Source organism: Clostridium autoethanogenum DSM 10061 (assembly GCF_001484725.1).
GTDB classification, from domain to species: Bacteria; Bacillota; Clostridia; order Clostridiales; family Clostridiaceae; genus Clostridium_B; species Clostridium_B ljungdahlii.
Genome location: NZ_CP012395.1, coordinates 2,536,495 through 2,554,641 on the forward strand (window position 1 = coordinate 2,536,495; position 18,147 = coordinate 2,554,641).

Annotated in this window: 17 protein-coding genes, 1 tRNA gene and 1 other annotated feature; of the genes, 7 read left to right on the forward strand and 11 right to left on the reverse strand. The window is 31.5% G+C overall.

The window, feature by feature from the left end; genetic code table 11:
* Window positions 1–22 precede the first annotated feature (22 nt).
* Both CLAU_RS11640 and CLAU_RS11645 read left to right on the forward strand, forming a co-directional pair.
* On the forward strand, window positions 23–289 hold the full coding sequence (locus CLAU_RS11640) for an EscU/YscU/HrcU family type III secretion system export apparatus switch protein (RefSeq protein WP_013236956.1): 267 nt from the start codon (window positions 23–25) through the stop codon (window positions 287–289).
* A 4-nt stretch (window positions 290–293) separates the two neighbouring features.
* Window positions 294–980 carry a metallophosphoesterase gene (locus tag CLAU_RS11645; protein WP_023162563.1) on the forward strand — a complete coding sequence of 229 codons (687 nt, stop codon included), beginning with the start codon at window positions 294–296 and terminating at the stop codon, window positions 978–980.
* Between the two features lie 43 nt (window positions 981–1,023).
* Here CLAU_RS11645 and CLAU_RS11650 read toward each other — a convergent pair whose 3' ends face one another.
* Window positions 1,024–1,827: a DUF2225 domain-containing protein gene (locus CLAU_RS11650; RefSeq protein ID WP_023162564.1), complete on the reverse strand. Its 804-nt coding sequence runs from the start codon at window positions 1,825–1,827 to the stop codon at window positions 1,024–1,026.
* Between the two features lie 187 nt (window positions 1,828–2,014).
* Between CLAU_RS11650 and yjbM the strand changes: the two genes are divergently transcribed.
* Window positions 2,015–2,803 carry a GTP diphosphokinase gene (gene yjbM / locus CLAU_RS11655; protein WP_023162565.1) on the forward strand — a complete coding sequence of 263 codons (789 nt, stop codon included), beginning with the start codon at window positions 2,015–2,017 and terminating at the stop codon, window positions 2,801–2,803.
* Between the two features lie 78 nt (window positions 2,804–2,881).
* Here yjbM and leuS read toward each other — a convergent pair whose 3' ends face one another.
* The 9 genes from leuS to CLAU_RS11700 form a co-directional block, all read right to left on the reverse strand.
* Window positions 2,882–5,314 (reverse strand): leucine--tRNA ligase, encoded by a 2,433-nt coding sequence (gene leuS / locus CLAU_RS11660; RefSeq protein ID WP_023162566.1) that lies wholly within the window; start codon window positions 5,312–5,314, stop codon window positions 2,882–2,884.
* 121 nt (window positions 5,315–5,435) lie between these two features.
* Window positions 5,436–5,642 (reverse strand) — a binding site (T-box leader).
* A gap of 231 nt (window positions 5,643–5,873) precedes the next feature.
* Window positions 5,874–5,948: transfer RNA gene (locus CLAU_RS11665), tRNA-Gln, on the reverse strand.
* A gap of 76 nt (window positions 5,949–6,024) precedes the next feature.
* Window positions 6,025–6,543 carry a hypothetical protein gene (locus tag CLAU_RS11670; RefSeq protein WP_023162567.1) on the reverse strand — a complete coding sequence of 173 codons (519 nt, stop codon included), beginning with the start codon at window positions 6,541–6,543 and terminating at the stop codon, window positions 6,025–6,027.
* Window positions 6,544–6,574: 31 nt separating this feature from the next.
* Window positions 6,575–7,156 (reverse strand): J domain-containing protein, encoded by a 582-nt coding sequence (locus CLAU_RS11675; protein WP_023162568.1) that lies wholly within the window; start codon window positions 7,154–7,156, stop codon window positions 6,575–6,577.
* Window positions 7,140–8,018: a DUF5685 family protein gene (locus CLAU_RS11680; RefSeq protein WP_023162569.1), complete on the reverse strand. Its 879-nt coding sequence runs from the start codon at window positions 8,016–8,018 to the stop codon at window positions 7,140–7,142. Before CLAU_RS11680 ends, CLAU_RS11675 begins: the two co-directional genes overlap by 17 nt.
* Before the next feature lie 8 nt (window positions 8,019–8,026).
* Complete coding sequence (locus CLAU_RS11685; RefSeq protein WP_023162570.1) at window positions 8,027–8,557, reverse strand: class IV adenylate cyclase; 531 nt, start codon at window positions 8,555–8,557, stop codon at window positions 8,027–8,029.
* Between the two features lie 128 nt (window positions 8,558–8,685).
* The gene (fba, locus tag CLAU_RS11690; protein WP_023162571.1) at window positions 8,686–9,618 is read right to left on the reverse strand and encodes a class II fructose-1,6-bisphosphate aldolase; all 933 of its coding nucleotides are present in this window, start codon (window positions 9,616–9,618) and stop codon (window positions 8,686–8,688) included.
* Window positions 9,619–9,957: 339 nt separating this feature from the next.
* Entirely contained in the window at window positions 9,958–10,338 is a 381-nt protein-coding gene (locus tag CLAU_RS11695) for a DUF4363 family protein (protein ID WP_023162572.1), read from the reverse strand.
* Window positions 10,335–11,030: a DUF421 domain-containing protein gene (locus tag CLAU_RS11700; RefSeq protein ID WP_023162573.1), complete on the reverse strand. Its 696-nt coding sequence runs from the start codon at window positions 11,028–11,030 to the stop codon at window positions 10,335–10,337. The genes CLAU_RS11695 and CLAU_RS11700 overlap by 4 nt, the downstream gene beginning before the upstream one ends.
* 173 nt (window positions 11,031–11,203) lie before the next feature.
* Here CLAU_RS11700 and CLAU_RS11705 point away from each other — a divergent pair, with 173 nt between their 5' ends.
* Window positions 11,204–12,919, forward strand: coding sequence for a nucleoside kinase (locus CLAU_RS11705; RefSeq protein ID WP_023162574.1), 1,716 nt, complete (start codon window positions 11,204–11,206; stop codon window positions 12,917–12,919).
* 456 nt (window positions 12,920–13,375) lie between these two features.
* Here the strand turns inward: CLAU_RS11705 and CLAU_RS11710 are convergent, their stop codons facing one another.
* Window positions 13,376–14,620 (reverse strand): IS110 family RNA-guided transposase, encoded by a 1,245-nt coding sequence (locus CLAU_RS11710; protein WP_023162575.1) that lies wholly within the window; start codon window positions 14,618–14,620, stop codon window positions 13,376–13,378.
* Window positions 14,621–14,937: 317 nt separating this feature from the next.
* Between CLAU_RS11710 and larB the strand changes: the two genes are divergently transcribed.
* The 3 genes from larB (at window position 14,938) to CLAU_RS11725 (ending at window position 18,142) form a co-directional block, all read left to right on the forward strand.
* Entirely contained in the window at window positions 14,938–15,684 is a 747-nt protein-coding gene (larB, locus tag CLAU_RS11715; protein ID WP_023162576.1) for a nickel pincer cofactor biosynthesis protein LarB, read from the forward strand.
* Between the two features lie 328 nt (window positions 15,685–16,012).
* Window positions 16,013–17,263, forward strand: a complete 1,251-nt coding sequence (locus CLAU_RS11720) for a benzoate/H(+) symporter BenE family transporter (protein ID WP_023162577.1) — start codon at window positions 16,013–16,015, stop codon at window positions 17,261–17,263.
* Window positions 17,264–17,332: 69 nt separating this feature from the next.
* A complete protein-coding gene (locus CLAU_RS11725; RefSeq protein ID WP_023162578.1) occupies window positions 17,333–18,142 on the forward strand; it encodes a beta/alpha barrel domain-containing protein in 810 nt (269 codons plus the stop codon).
* Window positions 18,143–18,147 lie beyond the last annotated feature (5 nt).

An 18,147-nucleotide genomic window follows, 5' to 3' on the forward strand; every position in this document is an offset into this window, starting at 1 on the left:
ACTCTTATTGAAGGGGAATATTATGGATAAGAAAAAGAAAGCAGCAGCTTTAAAATATGAATATAATTATGAAGCACCTATAGTTACTGCAGCAGGCATAGGTCAAATAGCAGATAATATACTGAATAAGGCAAAAGAGAGCGGTGTTCCTATAGTTTATGATAAAGAGCTTGCCAATCTTTTGAGTAATGTGGACATAGGGGATAATGTGCCTTTTGAGTTATACGATGCGGTAGCTAAAGTAATAGCTTATGTGATAGATATAGATAAAAATATAAGTAGAAGGTGATTATTTGGCTTTATTTGCAATATCAGATTTGCATTTGGACTTAACGGGCAGTAAGCCTATGGATGTTTTTGGAAACAACTGGGCTAATCATGATGAAAAAATTAAAAAAAATTGGAACAGTAAAATAACTAGTGAAGACAAGGTATTGATATCAGGAGATATATCTTGGTCCATGAATATGGAAGGAGGAGCTTGTGATTTAGAGTGGGTGCACCAACTTTCGGGAACAAAATTAATGATAAAGGGAAATCATGACTATTGGTGGAACAGTATTACTAAACTAAATAATATGTATGAAGACATGGGTTTTATACAAAATAATTTTTTTACCTATAAGGATTATGGAATATGCGGAACAAGGGGATGGAATTGTCCGGAAAGTGATAACTTTTCTGTTCATGATGAAAAAATATATAAAAGAGAACTTTTAAGAATGAAAAATTCTTTAAATTGTGCAGTAGAGGCAGGGTATAAAAAATTTATAGTAATGATACATTATCCACCTATAAGTGAAAAATTTATGTCCTCGGGATTTACGGATATATTTAGGGAATATGGTGTAGAGAAGGTTATATATGGACATCTTCATGGAGAATCTTTATCTAAGGCTGTAACGGGAAACGTAAATGGAGTAGAGTATATACTGGCTTCTGCAGATTATGTAAAATTTAATCCTATAAGAATAATATAGAGTAAACTTAAAAATAAGCTTACTCTAAAAATTTATGGACGGGTTATTTGTGAAATTTAGAAAAAAGTCCATGTTTTTTATTATCCCCAGAGTCATCTGTAGGATTGATATCTTCAGTTATCACATTCTTTATAAGATCTTTCTGATCTCTAGCTAAATTTTTAATTTTTTGTGATGCTATAGTAGAAGTTGCTACCTCACTGAACCAGATTATGGAGTCTTCTTTTCTACCTGTACGTCTCATAAGTTCTCCTATAAGATACATTGTAGTAAACTTGTCCATACCGTATATAGGAGAAGGCTCATTGTAATATGCACTTTGAAGATTTTCTAATGCCTGGTTTAGGAATTCCATTTCTTTTTTTTCATCTTCCTTAAGTCTGTACATCCAGGCAATTTTTAAAGAATTCATTGCTTTCTTACTAGATCTAGCATTTATAATGTGATAATTTAAAAGAGATAACTTGTACCTTGTTATAGCCAAATCTATATCATATACCTGAGGATAATTCTTACTTTTCCATTTAGGAGAGATTTTTTCCCTAATTATGTTTGCATCGTAATCACTCAGGTGTTCAAAGTCACTTTTCATAGCCGAATAACCACATTCATCACATACCCATACGTCATAAAAATAGGGATTTATAATAGAATATCTTATAAAAAAGTCAGAATCTTTTTTTAGTATTCTATAAGAAGATTTCTTAATAGCTCTTGCATTAAAATTATTATCACAAACAGGACATACTACTTTTTTATTGTAAAGTAGTAGTTTTTGCTTTTCTTCTTCACTTAAGCCACCATCTTCATTTAAATTTTCTAGACCCAAAGAGGTTTTTTTAGACATATCTGTAGCCACCTTCATTATGAATAATATATTGTTTGTATTAATTATTAAGTTATAATATTATTATATCAAAAAAATTATTAAAATTATACTATTAAGTATATAGGAAACATATATACTATATGGAATAATTGAAATTTTTGATATAATAATAATGTACTTATATAATTCGTTGGGGGTGATTTATATGGCAATAGGGGAATGGAAAACATTTTTAATACCATATAGTCAAGCTGTTGAAGAGTTAAAAGTGAAATTTAAAAGTATAAGAAAAGAATATAGGAAAAAAAATGAATACTCACCAATAGAATTTGTTACTGGAAGAGTAAAGGAGATATCTAGTATATTAGAGAAAGCCAATAAATTCAATATACCTCTTGACAGAATAGGTTATGAGATGGAAGATATAGCTGGTATTAGAGTTATGTGTCAGTTTGTAGATGATATAGAAAAAGTAGTTGAGATAATAAGAAATAGGAAAGATATGAGTATAATGTATGAAAAAGATTATATATCTAATGTGAAGGAAAGCGGATATAGGAGTTACCATGTAATAATTAAATACCCTGTTAATATGGCAGAGGGTGAGAAAGAAATATTAGCTGAGTTTCAGATAAGGACTCTTGCCATGAATTTTTGGGCTACTATAGAGCACTCGTTGAATTACAAATATAAGCAGGACATACCTAGTGGAATAAAATTAAAACTTAAGAGTGCGGCAGATGCAGCTTTCCAGCTTGATCAACAGATGCTTGAGATCAAAGATGAAATAAAAGATGCTCAAAAGTTATTTGAAGTAAAGTCAAGCTTGGTTTCTGATATAATGAACAATATACTTACTATGTCTTCTATGGGAAAATTAACCGAATCAACTAGATATCAAGTCCAATTAAATAATTTAATTGAAGAGGGAGAAGTGTTTGAACTTGTAAGTTTACTCCGCTCTACAGAAAAGTTACTTCAAATGTATAAATAGCTGTCATTTTACAATTCAGTTGCAGGTTTTAGCTAAAACTAGCAACTGAAATTAATAATGGCAGCTATTTATATATTGTTATTTTGCTACTATATTTACAAGCCTGCCTTTTACCACTATGACTTTCTTTATATCTTTACCTTCTAAAAGGGATTTGATATGTTCATTAGAAAGAGATAACTCTTTTATCTGGTCTTCTTTCAAGTTTGTAGATACATTTATTTTAGCTTTGATTTTACCATTTATCTGAATGGCTATTTCTGCCTCATCTCTTATAAGTGCATTGGGTTCAAAATTAGGCCATTTTTCATTAAATATGGAATAGCTTTTTCCTAGAGATTCCCATTGCTCTTCTGCAAAGTGAGGTGCAAAAGGTGCTATGATTTTTACAAAATCAATTATAGTATCTTTTAGCAGCGATATATTTTTATCTTTTTGCTGAATGTATTTTGAAAGTGCGTTTGTAAATTCCATAATTCTAGCTATAGATGTATTAAATTGAAATTTATTAGCATCCTCTGATACGGACTTGATTGAAAAGTTTCTTGTATAGTTAAGTTCTTTTTCAGCAGCATCCATAGAAGTTTTTCCGGCATCTCCACTTTCTACAATTTCTTTTACGGAAGAGATAGTTCTTTCAATTCTATCTACAAATTTACTTATGGATTTAATTCCGTCATCGTTCCAAGCTCCACCTTCGCTGTAGTCAAATCCAAACATCAAATACATTCTAAATACGTCAGAACCGTATTCTTGTATGCAGTCATCTGGAGATATGGTATTTCCCTTTGATTTACTCATTTTTTGACCATCAGGACCAAGTATTATGCCTTGATGTCTAAGAGATAGGAAAGGCTCGTCAAAGTCTAAGAAACCCATATCCCTAAGAGCTTTAGTAATAAATCGGGCATACAGAAGGTGCATGCAAGCATGTTCAGGACCACCTACGTACATATCTACGGGAAGCATTTTATTTATTTTAGCTTTATCAAAAGGTTTTTCGCTATTTTTATTATCAACATATCTTAAATAATACCAGGAAGAACATACAAATGTGTCTAAAGTATCAGCTTCTCTTTTTGCTGGACCTCCGCAGCAAGGGCATGTGGTATTCATGAATTCTTCTGATTTTAAAAGAGGAGACTTGCCATCAGGAGAAAATTCTACATTATAAGGGAGTTCAACTGGCAGTTGATCTTCTGGTACAGGAACTGTCCCGCACTTTTCACAATATACCATAGGAATAGGAGTTCCCCAATATCTTTGTCTTGAAATTAACCAGTCTCTCAGTCTATAATTTACTTTTCCAGAGCCTAATCCCATACTTTCAAGTTTTTTAGTTACAGCTTCTTTTCCTTCTTTTGTAGTTAGACCATTGAATTCACCGCTGTTTATCATTTTGCCATGTTCTACATAAGGTAAGGAGTCTCCACCTTCTATAACTCTTTCGATAGGAAGCTTATATTTTGTTGCAAATGCAAAGTCCCTTTCATCGTGGGCAGGAACTGCCATTACAGCACCAGTACCATAAGTATTTAGTACATAATCTCCTATCCATATAGGAACTTTTCTGCCGTTTATAGGATTTATAGCATAAGAACCACTGAATACACCCGTTTTTTCTCTTGTAATTGATTGTCTTTCGATTTCACTTTGCTTCTTAGCTAATTCTTTATATTTTTCTACTTCAGCTTTGTATTTTTCTTTGGTCAATTTATCAACTAAGGTATTTTCAGGTGATAAAACTACGTAGGTAACACCAAATAAGGTATCAACTCTTGTGGTAAATACACTAAACTCAATATCAGAATCTGCTACTTTAAAAGTTACGTTTGTACCGGTAGATTTACCAATCCAATGTCTTTGCATAGCTTTTGTTTTTTCTGGCCAATCTAGTTTATCTAGGCACTGAAGAAGTTCTTCTGAATAATCTGTAATCTTGAAGAACCATTGAGTTAAATCCTTTTTAGTTGCCTCGGTACCACATCTTTCACAATATCCGTCTTGTACCTGTTCATTTGCAAGTACTGTTTTACAACTAGGACACCAGTTTACAGGGGCATTTTTTCTGTAAGCTAAACCATGTTTATATAATTGTAAAAATAACCACTGATTCCACTTATAATATTCAGGACGACAGGTAATTACTTCGTTTTCCCAGTTGAACATTGCACCCATAGATTTAAGTTGTTTTTCCATAGTAGCTATGTTTTTTTCTGTTGAGTCACTTGGGTGTATACCAGTTTTAATAGCATAGTTTTCTGCAGGAAGACCAAAAGAATCAAAACCCATTGGTTGGAACACATTATATCCCTGCATTTTCTTAAGTCTTGCCCAGGAATCTACAGGAGCATAGTTAAACCAGTGTCCTGCATGAAGTTTACTACCTGAAGGGTAGGAGAACATCTCCAGTACATATAATTTTTTATCTAAATTATTATCGTCAAATTTATAAAGTGATGTTTCTTCCCATTTCGTTTGCCATTTTTTATCAGTTTCGATACTATACATAATATCTTCTCCTTTATTTGTAATTTAATATAGCCTTTACGCTTTTGTAAGCTAAGAAGTCTAGTAGAATTGTGGTGTTTATTTGTTGCTAGAATATAAAAAAATCTCTCATCTCTTAAAATCAAGAGACGAAAGATTTAGCTTCCGCGGTACCACTCTAATTAAACCCATAAATTGGTTTCACTCAAAAAATAACGGTTCATACCGTATCTGATTTTCTTCAGATAAGCTCCTAAGGTGAGTTCGTATTCTGTTCACGCTGTTTTTCACCTCACAACAGCTCTCTTTAGTGATATAAATACTACTGTTCCTTTTTCAAAGCTAAATATTAGTTTATCCGATGGCTACCAGCCGTAAAATACCCCCATCTTCTTATAAAGTGTGGGATAACGGCTGCTATGCCCCTGGATAACGAGTTCTAAGTTTCAGATAAAAAAACTCTATCTGAAACTTAGAACTCTGTTTATTTCTCATTTTATAATATTAAACAGTTTTCTGTCAAGAATTTATTTTTAAATTTTATTTTAAAAGAGAACTCCTAAAATAAAGAGTTCTCTCTTGGCTGCCCATGCTGGATTCGAACCAACACATACCTGTTCCAGAGACAGGTGCCTTACCGTTTGGCGAATGGGCACTGTTATGTAAGCCTCAACAATAAACATTATATCACCATAAATCCATATGTCAATAGTTTATTATTAAATACAACATTATTTTATTATTTTTAAAACGTATTTGTTAACATAATTTATAAATAAGGTTAATAAGTAATCATATATTAGAAATGCTATTTGTGCACCTAATACAATTAAATAAGGGCTTATTTTCATTTTTAAAATACCAGGGAAAAATAGGCTGTAAAGTAAAAATAGAACTAACAAACATATATTAAAAAAAGCAAGCTTTATTATAATTTCAAGAGGTAATTTCCTGAGTTTTTCAACAAAATATTTTATTAATCCATAGAGACCAAAAAATACTATGTAGGAAAGCACTGTAATTTTAAACCCACATATTAAAAGAGAGAGTAAGGAAGTAGCTGCATAAATAGTAATAGCATTTTTGTAACTTGTAACGAGCACCGATAATGGTATGATAAAAGAAGCCAAAGCCAGAAGAAAAGCCTTATTTACTGGCACTATGCCACTTAAGTATATTAAAATGACTCCTAAGGTAGTTAAAAAACCTCCTTTAGTTATATTGGAGGTCTTATTTTGAGCTTTTGTCATTGATACCCACCTCTTTTTTAGATTGATAGTTTTAGCAATTTCCACCTCCACATAGGCAGTCTAAACAATATAATGTAGCACAGATGTTACATATGTCAGGGTCTCTTCTCCTGTTGTCATAATAAGGTTGTCTATAGGAATTATTCATGCCTCTTAACTTGTTTAATGCCTCTTGATATTTAAAATTATTTGGATCAAGACTGCAGGCGGTGCTTAAATTAGTACTAGCCTGATCATACCAGCCCTTTCTAGTATTTAAAATCCCCATGAGGTAGTGCCATTCTGCATCTCTTGTATTTATTCCCATGAGTTTTGATTCTGCACTGCTTAAATTCCCATTATAAATATCATTTTCTACAGACTGATATGTGCTAGAATTGCTGCCAGTATAGGTATCACTGCTTCCATTATTATATGTATTTGTTCCTTCATTTTTCATCAAATAGTCATAGGCTTCATTTATGTCTCTCATTTTATCCTCAGCTAAATCCTTAAGTGGATTGTTACCATATTGATCAGGATGATATTTCTTAGCTAAGGTTCTATAAGCCTTTTTTATTTCATCTTTTGAAGCATTTTCATTTATTTCAAGTACTTCATATGGATTTTTCATCTTTGTAAACACCCCTTTTAAAAACTTTATCCATCTTATCTAAAAGTCCATATTGTAATATATTGTGTAGTAATTCTTCATTCTTTTTTATAGGAAGTTTTTCGAAAGTATTCATGCACTGTGCAGCACAAGTACCTAAAATGAAATCAATTCTAGTTTCTATTTCTTTAGAAAATCTTTCATAGCTTAAATTTTCCACGTTAAAACATTTGTTTATAACATTAAATTTTCCCTTTGACATATCATCATGTAAATCATCTAAAGCATCTATAATATATATCCATTTTCCAAGGTTATATCCAAGAAAGTACAGTTCCTCTTTAATTTTTTCATACTTAAAAGAACTTAATATAAATCCAGTAAGGTGTGCAAAAGGATGAGCTATCATATCTATGGATTTATTATTAGTTTTTTTTTCAAGTTCATAAAGACTGCTCAAATTTTCCTTTATATGTATGAAAACTTTTTTATAATTTTCATCTGTTTTGTTAAAGTATGTTTTGAGACAAATCGAAAATATCTTGCTTTTCAAAGAATGGTCATCGACTGTGTCATCTAAAAGTTTGAAATAGCTTAGGTATATATTGCAAAAAGCTGCATATTTCAGAGAATCATTGTCCTTTAAAAAAATTTTTTCTTGCATGGGATGAAGAACACATCTTTTTTTTACATAAGTTTGTTCACCAGTTCCTAAAGAGTCTAAAAGAAGTGCAAGAAAGGTCATGTCATAATTTAGAGAGATCCTGGGAACATTTCCAATGTTATATTTTATAGACCTGCATAATCCGCAATAATAAGCTTTAAATTTTTCATAATCTTTTATTTTAAGCTCCATTTTGTATGGAGTTACATAACCAAACATAGATTCTCCTATTTTTCATTTAATATTTCATATATAGTTTTGGAGGTAGTATCTTTTATGGAATATCCAAGCAGTTCTACCAGTTCACTTAATTCACCATCACTTTTAGTTTCTATTTCTATATAAGGGAAAGGAAAGAAGGATGTATCATTTATGTCTATTTCAATTAAGCTGTTTTTATATTTGTAACTTTCCCGATATTTTTTTATAGATTGAAGTAAGTTTAGTCCAAGTGATTTAAATATTTTTTTACCTGCTTCTGCGTCGAGTATTTCAGTTTCATTTTCTTCCATTACTTTATATTTTTCCTGACTTAAAAGTTTTTTAGTAGTCATGTAAAAATGGGTTGAATTGTGGAGGAGATCTTCTACAACTCTTATTCTAGCATAGCCTTTATTTTTTATAAGACGTCCATCTTTAAAGTCATATATATAATTTGTTTGATTTTCCATTTTAACATTTATAGCTTTCATTTGTTTTAGTTTTAATCTTATATGGTCAGGATCTATTTTTATTATTCTTGTTTCACATTCTTCCAAAGAATTCACTCCCTATGAAAAAACTATTGTTATTTTGAATTATACCATAAAAGCTAATATATAAAGGTTAAATTAATAAAAATTTAATAAGAGGCCTCCTTAAACCTAATAAGGAAGCCTCTTATTTTTTATTTTAAGGAATTTGCGGAACCAAGAACATTATCTATTTTGTATTCTACTACTTTTTGTATTGAATCTCTTCCTGCACCTAAGTATTTTCTTGGATCGAAAACTTCTGGTTTATCTCCAAAAGTTTTTCTCACAGCAGCAGTCATAGCTAATCTCAAGTCAGTATCCATGTTTATTTTGCATACAGCCATTGAAGAAGCTTTTCTAAGCATATCTATTGGTATTCCTTTAGCACCAGCTAAATTTCCTCCATACTTATTGCAAGTTGCTACTGCTTCTTGATCTACAGCTGAAGCACCATGAAGTACTATAGGGAAATTTGGAAGTTTTTCCTGAACTTTTTCAAGTATGTCAAATCTTAATTTAGGTTTGAAGTTTGGTGGAAATTTGAATGCGCCATGGGAAGTACCTATAGCTATTGCTAAGGAATCTATACCAGTTCTATTTACAAAGTCTTCTGCTTGATCTGGATCGGTATATATATGTTCTGCAGCAGATACATTATCTTCTACTCCAGCAAGTACACCAAGCTCTGCTTCCACTACTACGCCGTGGTCATGAGCATATTTTACAACTTCCTGGGTTTTTGCTACATTTTCTTCATAATCAAAATGAGAACCATCAAACATTACTGAAGTAAAACCATTTTCCACACATAGCTTTACAGTTTCAAAATCAGGACCATGATCTAAGTGAAGTGCAAGGTCAATACCTGTTTCTTTTATTGCAGCGTCTACCATGGCTTTTAAATATTTAGGACCTGCATACTTTATTGCACCTGCTGAACATTGTAAAATAACAGCAGAGTTTTTAGCCTTTGCTCCATTAACTACACCTTGGATTATCTCCATATTATTAATATTAAAAGCGCCTATTGAATATTTTCCTTCATAAGCTTTTTTGAACATGTTTTTAGTAGTAACTAATGCCATTATTATTCCACCTTCCAATATAATATTTTATAGCTATAATATAGGGCTTCTAAGTGAAAGCTAGATGTATACACATGAATATATTATAAGCAATTCAGTTTATTCTTATGTTTTATTAATATAAGAATAAAATATTTTTACATATAAATCTATAAGTTTAAGTTATGAACCCTATATAAAGTTTTTAAAGTTATGGACAAACTTATTTTTCGAACATTTTTACAATATTCGCTAGTTAAGCCTAAAGGTACTAAACGTACAATTACAGTATATCAGAAGTAAATCGTTTTTACCATAAATACAATATTGAATATATGGAATTTAAATAGAAAATTGCATTTAAAATAGATTTTGAATGTTTAGTTGCTCCATTTTCAGTATATGATGCAGCAAATTTTTTATTACATTTATGGAGGCTAGGGATTCTTCTCCATTTCTATATGTTATATGCTGCATTAGTTTCCATAACTCACTGTTTATATTGTCTATTTCATTATGATTTGAAAAAATTGATACCTTTGGTGAATATTTTTCCCACTGAACCATGAAATTCTCATAATTTTTACTGGCTTCATTCCAGGAATTTGATTCAATGGATTTTTCTATTTTTATGTTCGAACTTTCTAATTTACTACATATTGTATTTAAATATTGTATTGAAAATAGTATAGATAACATCATCAATATGAATATGGTAAAAGATGTTATAGAACTTTTCATTTAATCACATCCTGTGTATTTTTTTCTTTTAGTTGGTAATAAAATTTCCCTTTTGAATCCAGTAAAGCTATTAATATGTTTTTTGTGGAAACTATGCTGTTTTTCTTCATCATTTGTTTGAGCCACGCTTCATCTTTTTTTGCTATAATCAGGTTTTTGAAGTTTATTTTACCATCCATTATAAGTGTTATGGGTAGTACATCTTGAGAAGGTTTTATTTTTAAATCTGTTTTAGTTACAGGGGTAAGTTCGGTTTTAGGTATAACAGAAAGTTGGCCACTGGTTTCAAGTATGGCATATTCTACATCGGATAAATTATAATATCCCTGCATTCTCAGTTCTTCCATTAAATCATTTATATTGAATTTTTCATCCTTTAATTTTTTCAAATCCAGCTTTCCCTTATCAATTAATATGGTGGGTTTTCCACTAAAAAACAATCTTATTTTTTCACTCTTAAGTTGGAGTAGCGCTAAAAGAGTTTGTAAAGTCAAAAGAGTTATTATTGGAATTATACCGTGGATTATAGAAATTCTAGTATCCTGCATTGGAAGAGAAGCCAATTCGGATATCATTATTGCTACAGCTAGTTCAAAAGGTTCCATTTCACCTATCTGCTTTTTTCCCATAAGTCTCATGGATATTACAACTAGTAAATATAATATAATAGTTCTAAAAAGTACTATGAACATAAAATACCACCCTTCAAGTCGCAAATTATATATTGAAAATATATATCTATTTATATATTTACATTAATACAAAAAAATATAAGTAAAAACGAGAACATTTTAGAATAAATATGAAGTATAATGATAGTAGCACTTAATTTAGTAGGATATTTAAGTCAAAGGGGATGAATTATATGGGGAAGGTAAGTACTAAATTGATATACAAAGATATTTGTGAAATACAAGAGGAAGGTAGAAAAGATGCATTAAATCTTAAAGTTGGTCAGAAAGATATATTGGTTAAAAAGGGAACCAGTTTGTATAAAATATTTAAGGACAATTATCCTGTACAAGATATACCTGTGGTACTTGCGAAAGTCAATGAAGAATATTTTGAACTTACTAATTCATTAGAGAAATCTGGAACTTTTAAGATAGTAGATATAAGGGACAAGTTAGGGAACAAAACCTATGCAAGGACGCTTCAATTTGTTCTTATTAAATCTGTATATGATTTATTTAATGGGGCAAAGGTTACTATAGAGCATTCTTTAAGTAAAGGTATATTTGGGGAAATTCATAAAGATACTCCCCTTTGTGAAGAGGATATAAAAAAGATAAAAAAGAAAATGAAAGAGATAATAAAACAGGATATACCTATAAAAAAAGTAGGGATGACTAAGGAACGTGCAATAGAAATTTTTAGAAACTATGGCATGGAAGACAAGGTAAGACTTTTAAATTATGTAAATACAGATGAAGTAAAATTATATGAATTAGATGGTAGATACGACTATTTTTATGGCTCTATGGCATTTTCTACGGGAGTATTGAAGGTGTTTGATTTAATGTATTATGAGCCAGGATTTATATTAAGGTATCCTGTGGAATCTGATCCTTATAATTTGCCTAAATTTGTAGAATATAAAAAATTAAGTAAGATATTTTATGAAACTGAAAAATGGGGAAATATACTTGAAGTAGGAGATGTAGGATCCTTAAATCATAAAGTTGAAAATAAAGAAATTGCATACATGATAAGGGTAGCTGAGGCACTTCATGAAAAGAAAATTGCCTATATATCTGATATGATAAGCGAAAGAAAAAATGTAAAAGTTGTGTTGATTGCTGGACCAAGTTCTTCTGGAAAAACTACTTTTTCAAAAAGACTTTCAATACAGTTAAGAGTCAATGGAATAATACCGGTTCCAATTTCACTGGATGATTACTTTGTGGATAGGGATCATACTCCCAAAGATGAAAATGGAAATTATGATTTTGAATCTATATATGCCCTTGATTTAAAACTTTTTAATGATGATCTAGAAGCACTTATGAGGGGAGAAGAAATTGAAGTACCTACCTTTGATTTTAAAACAGGATGTAGAAAATGGGTTGGTAATAAGTTGAGACTGCCAGAAAAAGGGGTAATTGTAATTGAAGGAATACATGGATTGAACGAACTTCTTACTTCTGCTATTTCAAAAGAAAATAAATTTAAAATATATATAAGTGCTCTTACTCAATTAAACTTGGATAATCACAATAGAATAGCTACTACTGATGTTAGAATTATAAGGAGAATAGTTAGAGATTCTCTTTTTAGAGGCTATAGTGCGGAAGATACTTTAAAGATGTGGCCTTCTATAAAAAATGGGGAAGAAAAAAATATATTTGTATTTCAGGAAAATGCAGATGTTATGTTTAATTCTACGTTAGTGTACGAGCTATGTGTGCTAAAGGATTATGCACTTAAAGAATTGGACGATATAAATAACTCTAGTCCTGTATATTATGAAGCATTGAGGCTTAAAAGTTTCCTCCATTTCTTTAAATCAGTGGATGTTAATTTTGTCCCTGATAACTCCATTTTGAGAGAATTTATAGGGGGAAGTTGTTTCTATAGTTGATAAAAAGTACGATAAACTGTTTAAATTTTATAAATTCAACTTTCAAAATTGAAATACATTCTTTTGATATTATAATGTATCTAAGAATTTCTTTTGAGCTTGTTGAGATGACTTATAATGTGCATATTGAATAAGCTCTTTTTTTAAGTCTTGTAAAATGATTTTATATTTTATTAAAATAATATATGCTATAATTATTTATGGTATTAATAGTAACATGATTTCATATAACATGTTTGCTATATTATATATATATTTTCACTTTTTATTTAGAAAGTTTATGTAAAATATTTAAATGAACAGTTGTTAGATTAAGGTGAAAATTATAAAAAATATTTTATTTTAAGAGGTGAAGGTTGAAAATTAAAGTATGAGCTGTCACTAAAGTAAAAGTGTATAGCAAACAAGCCATCATTTGATGACTTTTTAAAAATTAAATATTGAAGCAAGTTAAGGTTAGGTAGCTGACTTGATTTTGTAACCTTGAAACTGTGCCATTAAAATCGCTTGCTCTACTGTGATTTCACGTTCAATAGGAATAACGTCTGACTTTCTATAAAGTTCAGCATTATAAGTTTCTTTATTTTTTAACATATTGTATAATGCTGTTAGAAGCATTCTTGCTATTGCAATGATTGCCTTCTTGTGACCGTGGCGTTTCCTTATGCGGAGGTAGCGATTGCGGATTTCCGGGTGCTTTTCACTCTTAACCACAGAATTAGCACATTGTACTAAAAGTGGCTTGATATAGCATCCGGCTTTAGAAACCCGGACAGATTTTTTCTTCCCTGCACTTTCATTGTTGGCAGGTGTTAGACCTGCCCATGAGCATAAGTGTTTCGCCGAAGGAAAAGCCTCCATATTGACACCAATCTCTGAAATGACAGTGATTGCAGAGAAAGAATTTTTAAATGATGGAGCGGTTAGAATTAGGTCGAGTTCTTGCTGATAGGGACTGGCGAGCGCAAGAATCAGTTTTTCTAACTCTGTTTTCCGGGATTCTAAATCTTCAAGATGTCTTTTGATGATCTTTAATTTACCAGCCTGTTCAGGTGTAATATAACCGTCAACGGCGAGCTCTAATTCTGAAATTTTATTTTTCATAGAGCCATGAATTAAAGGTTCAATATCAAAAGAAGTATCCAAAGGATTTTCAAGAATCTTATCCAGAATTCTTGCAGAACTTTTACCTAAAACGTCCGAAACAACGTTTCTCAATTGAATATTGGAAACCGTGAGACAGTTTTGGAGACGGTTCTTCTCACTAGACATAAAGCAGGTTAGTTTGTAACGATAGCGCATAAGGTCACGAAGCTGACGAATATCAGCAGGAGGCATAAAGCTGCCGGCAACAAGATCATGCTTAAACAGGTCAGCAATCCATTTAGCATCTTTCTTGTCAGTTTTTTTACCACGAATAGCCTTAACATACTTAGGATGAGCAAGTACAATAGAACAGTATTTTTCTAAGACGTTGTACACTGGGATCCAATATTTGCCCGTAGATTCCATGCAGACATCCTTACAATTAAATTCAAGCAGCCATTGTAACAGCTCTTTCAAACCTTTCGTGTAGGTAGAAAAGCGATGGCTCTTATAGGTAGTAATACCCTGCTTGTTAGTGGAAGCAATACACGCAACCACAAAAGTTTTATGGACATCAATTCCACAACAGATTTTATACACGATTTTCAAAGCCATAGGGACTCCTTTCTGAACTAAGAAGTTCTAAAGAATTATAGGGAGAAACGGCATTGACTGACAGCCTAGCATTTAAACGAGATTGTTTAAACAAAGATAAGGTTACGTACTCAAAGGTACACTTATTTGTGCTTGAAAAGGCTATCTACACATATAAACATACGGTCATCTGACAAGTCAGACAGTCCACTCACCTCCCCGTGATTTGTAGTATACAGAAATTCCTATGACTTAATAATAAAACAAAAACTCGCTCGAAGCCAAGTGTTTTCATTACGTTTTGTACCTTGAGCGAAGCGAAAGGAATGGATATAAAAATGGATGAAATTGAGTTGAAAAAATTTCTAGAAAGTATTAAAAGTGGAAAGGTAGGATTGGAAGAAGGTGTTGCAACATTGAAAGATTTACCCTATAAGGATCTAGGATATGCAATGATAGATAATCATAGGGAAGTAAGAGTTGGATATCCTGAAGTAATATATTGTGCAGGAAAAACTGTAGAGCAGGTGAAGGGAATTGTTAAATTTATGCTTACTAAAAATAATGATATATTAGGCACAAGGGCTACTAAGGAAATGTATGAGGGAGTAAAGAAAATTTCTCCAGATGCAGAATATAATGAAGCTGGACGAACTATAACTATAAAGAAAAAAAATAGGAAAAAGACAAAATCATATATAGCTATAGTTACAGCGGGTACCTCTGATATTCCTGTAGCAGAAGAAGCGTTTGAAACCGCTCAAATTTTTGGAAACAGGGTTGAGAAAATTTTTGATGTAGGCGTAGCAGGGATACATAGACTTTTTAATAAATTGGATATTATAAGAAAAGCTAAAGTTGTTATAGTAATTGCAGGTATGGAAGGTGCTCTTGCAAGTGTTGTGGGAGGTTTAGTTGATAAACCTGTTATTGCAGTCCCTACAAGCGTGGGATATGGAACGAGTTTTGGGGGAATAACTGCTCTTCTTTCGATGCTTAACAGTTGTGCTAGTGGTGTCAGTGTAGTAAATATTGATAATGGATTTGGGGCAGGTTATTTTGCAAGTATTATAAATAAATTGTAAATGGTTATTGACATGTTAACTATTATTATTTATACTGATAATAGTGTACTGAAAAGGTTTAAGAGGTTTTTATATAAAAATAAAAGAACACAGTACGATAATATCGAATACAAGTATATTACAGCTGAATATAATTTAAACTTTTAGATTACATTTGCAAAGTTGACATTTACTGAATATAAAATATGTTTTCGTTTCAAAGAAATGATCAGCTTGTTTATGTAAATGTTTTGCTATAAAAAAACAAAAGAACACAGTACGACTATACGGTACAAAAACACACTATTTCTAGGGTTAATCATAAAATAATTACAATAGGAGGATAACTATGGAAATTAAACAAAATCAAAAAGAATTACGATTTGAAAAGGGGTATAAAATTTTAGATAGCTTGAAAGAATTACCTAAGCATGTTAATGGAAATACAATAACAGCAGGTGCTGTAGCTGCTATTTTTGGATGTACAGGTCCTGCACTTCTAGTAATAAAGGCTGCTACTGATGGTGGATTGACACATGTACAGTCTGTGTCATGGCTGTTTTCCATTTATTTTATAGGGGGGTTAGTTAGTATATTTTTAGCTTTAAAATATAAACAACCTATAGCAGGAGCCTTTAATATTCCAGCTGCAGTTATGCTTGCATCTGTGCTTAAAACATCTAATATCTATGAGGCTTGCGGTGCATATTTCGTAGCTGGTATCATAGTGTTTTTATTAGGTATGTCAGGATTAATAGGGAAGATAATGAGATGGCTTCCTTTACCTATAGTTATGGCAATGATAGCGGGAGCAATGATAAAGTTTGGCACAGGAATTATAACATCTACTAAGGCTATGCCCATAGTTGGATTGTTTGCACTAGTTGGATTTTTTATAATACCTAAAATAAGTAAAAAGATACCACCAGTATTAGGAGCATTAGTTTTGGGAATGATAGCTGTAGCTGTAACTGGTATGCTGCATTTTGAAGCGAGTAGTTTTAAGTTTATTGCACCACAAATAATTACACCTAAGTTTAGTATAAGTGCTATATTATCCATATCAATACCACTTGCAATATTAATTATAGGTTCTGAAAATGCTCAGGCCACTGGTGTATTGATAGCACAAGGATATAATCCACCAGTTAATGTTATGACTATGGTAAGTGGAATAGGAAGTATATTTACTTCATTCTTTGGTGGGCATAATGCAAATATAGCAGGACCTATGACTGCGATCTGTGCTAGTGAAGAAGCAGGAGATAATAAAGAAGGACGTTATGCGGCAAGTGTTGTAAATGGAGTTATATTTATAGTTTTTGGTCTTGTAGCAAGTATTGCGATGGCATTTGTTTCAGCTCTGCCTTCAGCTCTGACTAATGTTATTGCAGGACTTGCAATGATAAATGTATTGTATAGTTCGTTTCACGATGCTTTTTCTGTTGATAAGTTCAAGTATGGTTCATTCTTTGCATTAGTTATTGCTATGAGTAATATAACTGTATTTAAGATAAGTGCACCATTACTTGCTCTTGTGGGTGGAGTTATAATTTCTTTGCTTGTGGAGTCAAAAGATTTTAAAAAGGAAGCGATTTAAAATTAAAAAGTGTAAACATTTTAAAATAAGATTCATTGTTATATAATTTTTGTGAAGGGAGCAATGATTGTGGAACTTAGAGAATATCTTTTTTCTGATATAAGAAATTCAAAATGGGATTTTAGAATAATTTCCAAACAAGAAGGTATTTTTTCTGGAGTAAATAAACTAAAGGAATTAGCTGATAAATTACAAGTAGAAATAGTAAATATATTGTCTGAAGGTGAAGAAATTCAATCAGGTGATTGTGTTTTTTCTGGAACTGGAAATGCAGAGCAAATTATACAGGCAGAGGAAATGTTTTTAGGAGCGATTGGAAAAACTTCAGGAGTTGCTACAGCTGCTCATAAATTTAAAGAAAAAGCTGGCAAGGGTATAAATATTGTGTGCGGTGGGTGGAAAAAGATACCTGGTGAAGTTAGAAAAGATATTCGTCAGTCTATAGCATCTGGTGGTATAGGAATTCGTATAACGAATAAACCATTTATATATCTTGATAAAAATTATGTTAGACTTTTAGGGTCTGTTAAAGAGGCTGTAGAAAAGGCTAGAAAATATGATGATACTAGAATAGTTGTTGTACAACTTCGTGGGGAAATAGAACCCATAACTTATGAGGCTGTTCAAGCAGTAAATGCTGGATCGGGTATACTTATGGTGGATACAGGAAATATATCTGACTTAAAGTCGGTAGTCAATTTATTGAAAGAACATGGATGGTATAAAAATGTCAAAATAGCTTATGCAGGAGGAGTTGCTTTCAAAGATATTCAGGTTATAAAAAGTTTTGGTGCTCATATTGTGGATGTAGGGAGAGCAATCATTGATGCTCCAATGCTTGACTTTAGTTTAGATGTTGTAAAAAATATAAAGGGGTGATTGTT

What these genes read in the sequence shown, in the direction of transcription:
- CLAU_RS11640 (WP_013236956.1), top strand. Translation starts at nt 23, where the DNA reads ATGGATAAGAAAAAGAAAGCAGCAGCTTTAAAATATGAATATAATTAT.
- CLAU_RS11650 (WP_023162564.1), bottom strand. Translation starts at nt 1,827, where the DNA reads ATGTCTAAAAAAACCTCTTTGGGTCTAGAAAATTTAAATGAAGATGGT.
- yjbM (WP_023162565.1), top strand. Translation starts at nt 2,015, where the DNA reads ATGGCAATAGGGGAATGGAAAACATTTTTAATACCATATAGTCAAGCT.
- leuS (WP_023162566.1), bottom strand. Translation starts at nt 5,314, where the DNA reads ATGTATAGTATCGAAACTGATAAAAAATGGCAAACGAAATGGGAAGAA.
- CLAU_RS11670 (WP_023162567.1), bottom strand. Translation starts at nt 6,543, where the DNA reads ATGACAAAAGCTCAAAATAAGACCTCCAATATAACTAAAGGAGGTTTT.
- CLAU_RS11675 (WP_023162568.1), bottom strand. Translation starts at nt 7,156, where the DNA reads ATGAAAAATCCATATGAAGTACTTGAAATAAATGAAAATGCTTCAAAA.
- CLAU_RS11680 (WP_023162569.1), bottom strand. Translation starts at nt 8,018, where the DNA reads ATGTTTGGTTATGTAACTCCATACAAAATGGAGCTTAAAATAAAAGAT.
- fba (WP_023162571.1), bottom strand. Translation starts at nt 9,618, where the DNA reads ATGGCATTAGTTACTACTAAAAACATGTTCAAAAAAGCTTATGAAGGA.
- CLAU_RS11695 (WP_023162572.1), bottom strand. Translation starts at nt 10,338, where the DNA reads ATGAAAAGTTCTATAACATCTTTTACCATATTCATATTGATGATGTTA.
- CLAU_RS11700 (WP_023162573.1), bottom strand. Translation starts at nt 11,030, where the DNA reads ATGTTCATAGTACTTTTTAGAACTATTATATTATATTTACTAGTTGTA.
- CLAU_RS11705 (WP_023162574.1), top strand. Translation starts at nt 11,204, where the DNA reads ATGGGGAAGGTAAGTACTAAATTGATATACAAAGATATTTGTGAAATA.
- CLAU_RS11710 (WP_023162575.1), bottom strand. Translation starts at nt 14,620, where the DNA reads ATGGCTTTGAAAATCGTGTATAAAATCTGTTGTGGAATTGATGTCCAT.
- larB (WP_023162576.1), top strand. Translation starts at nt 14,938, where the DNA reads ATGGATGAAATTGAGTTGAAAAAATTTCTAGAAAGTATTAAAAGTGGA.
- CLAU_RS11720 (WP_023162577.1), top strand. Translation starts at nt 16,013, where the DNA reads ATGGAAATTAAACAAAATCAAAAAGAATTACGATTTGAAAAGGGGTAT.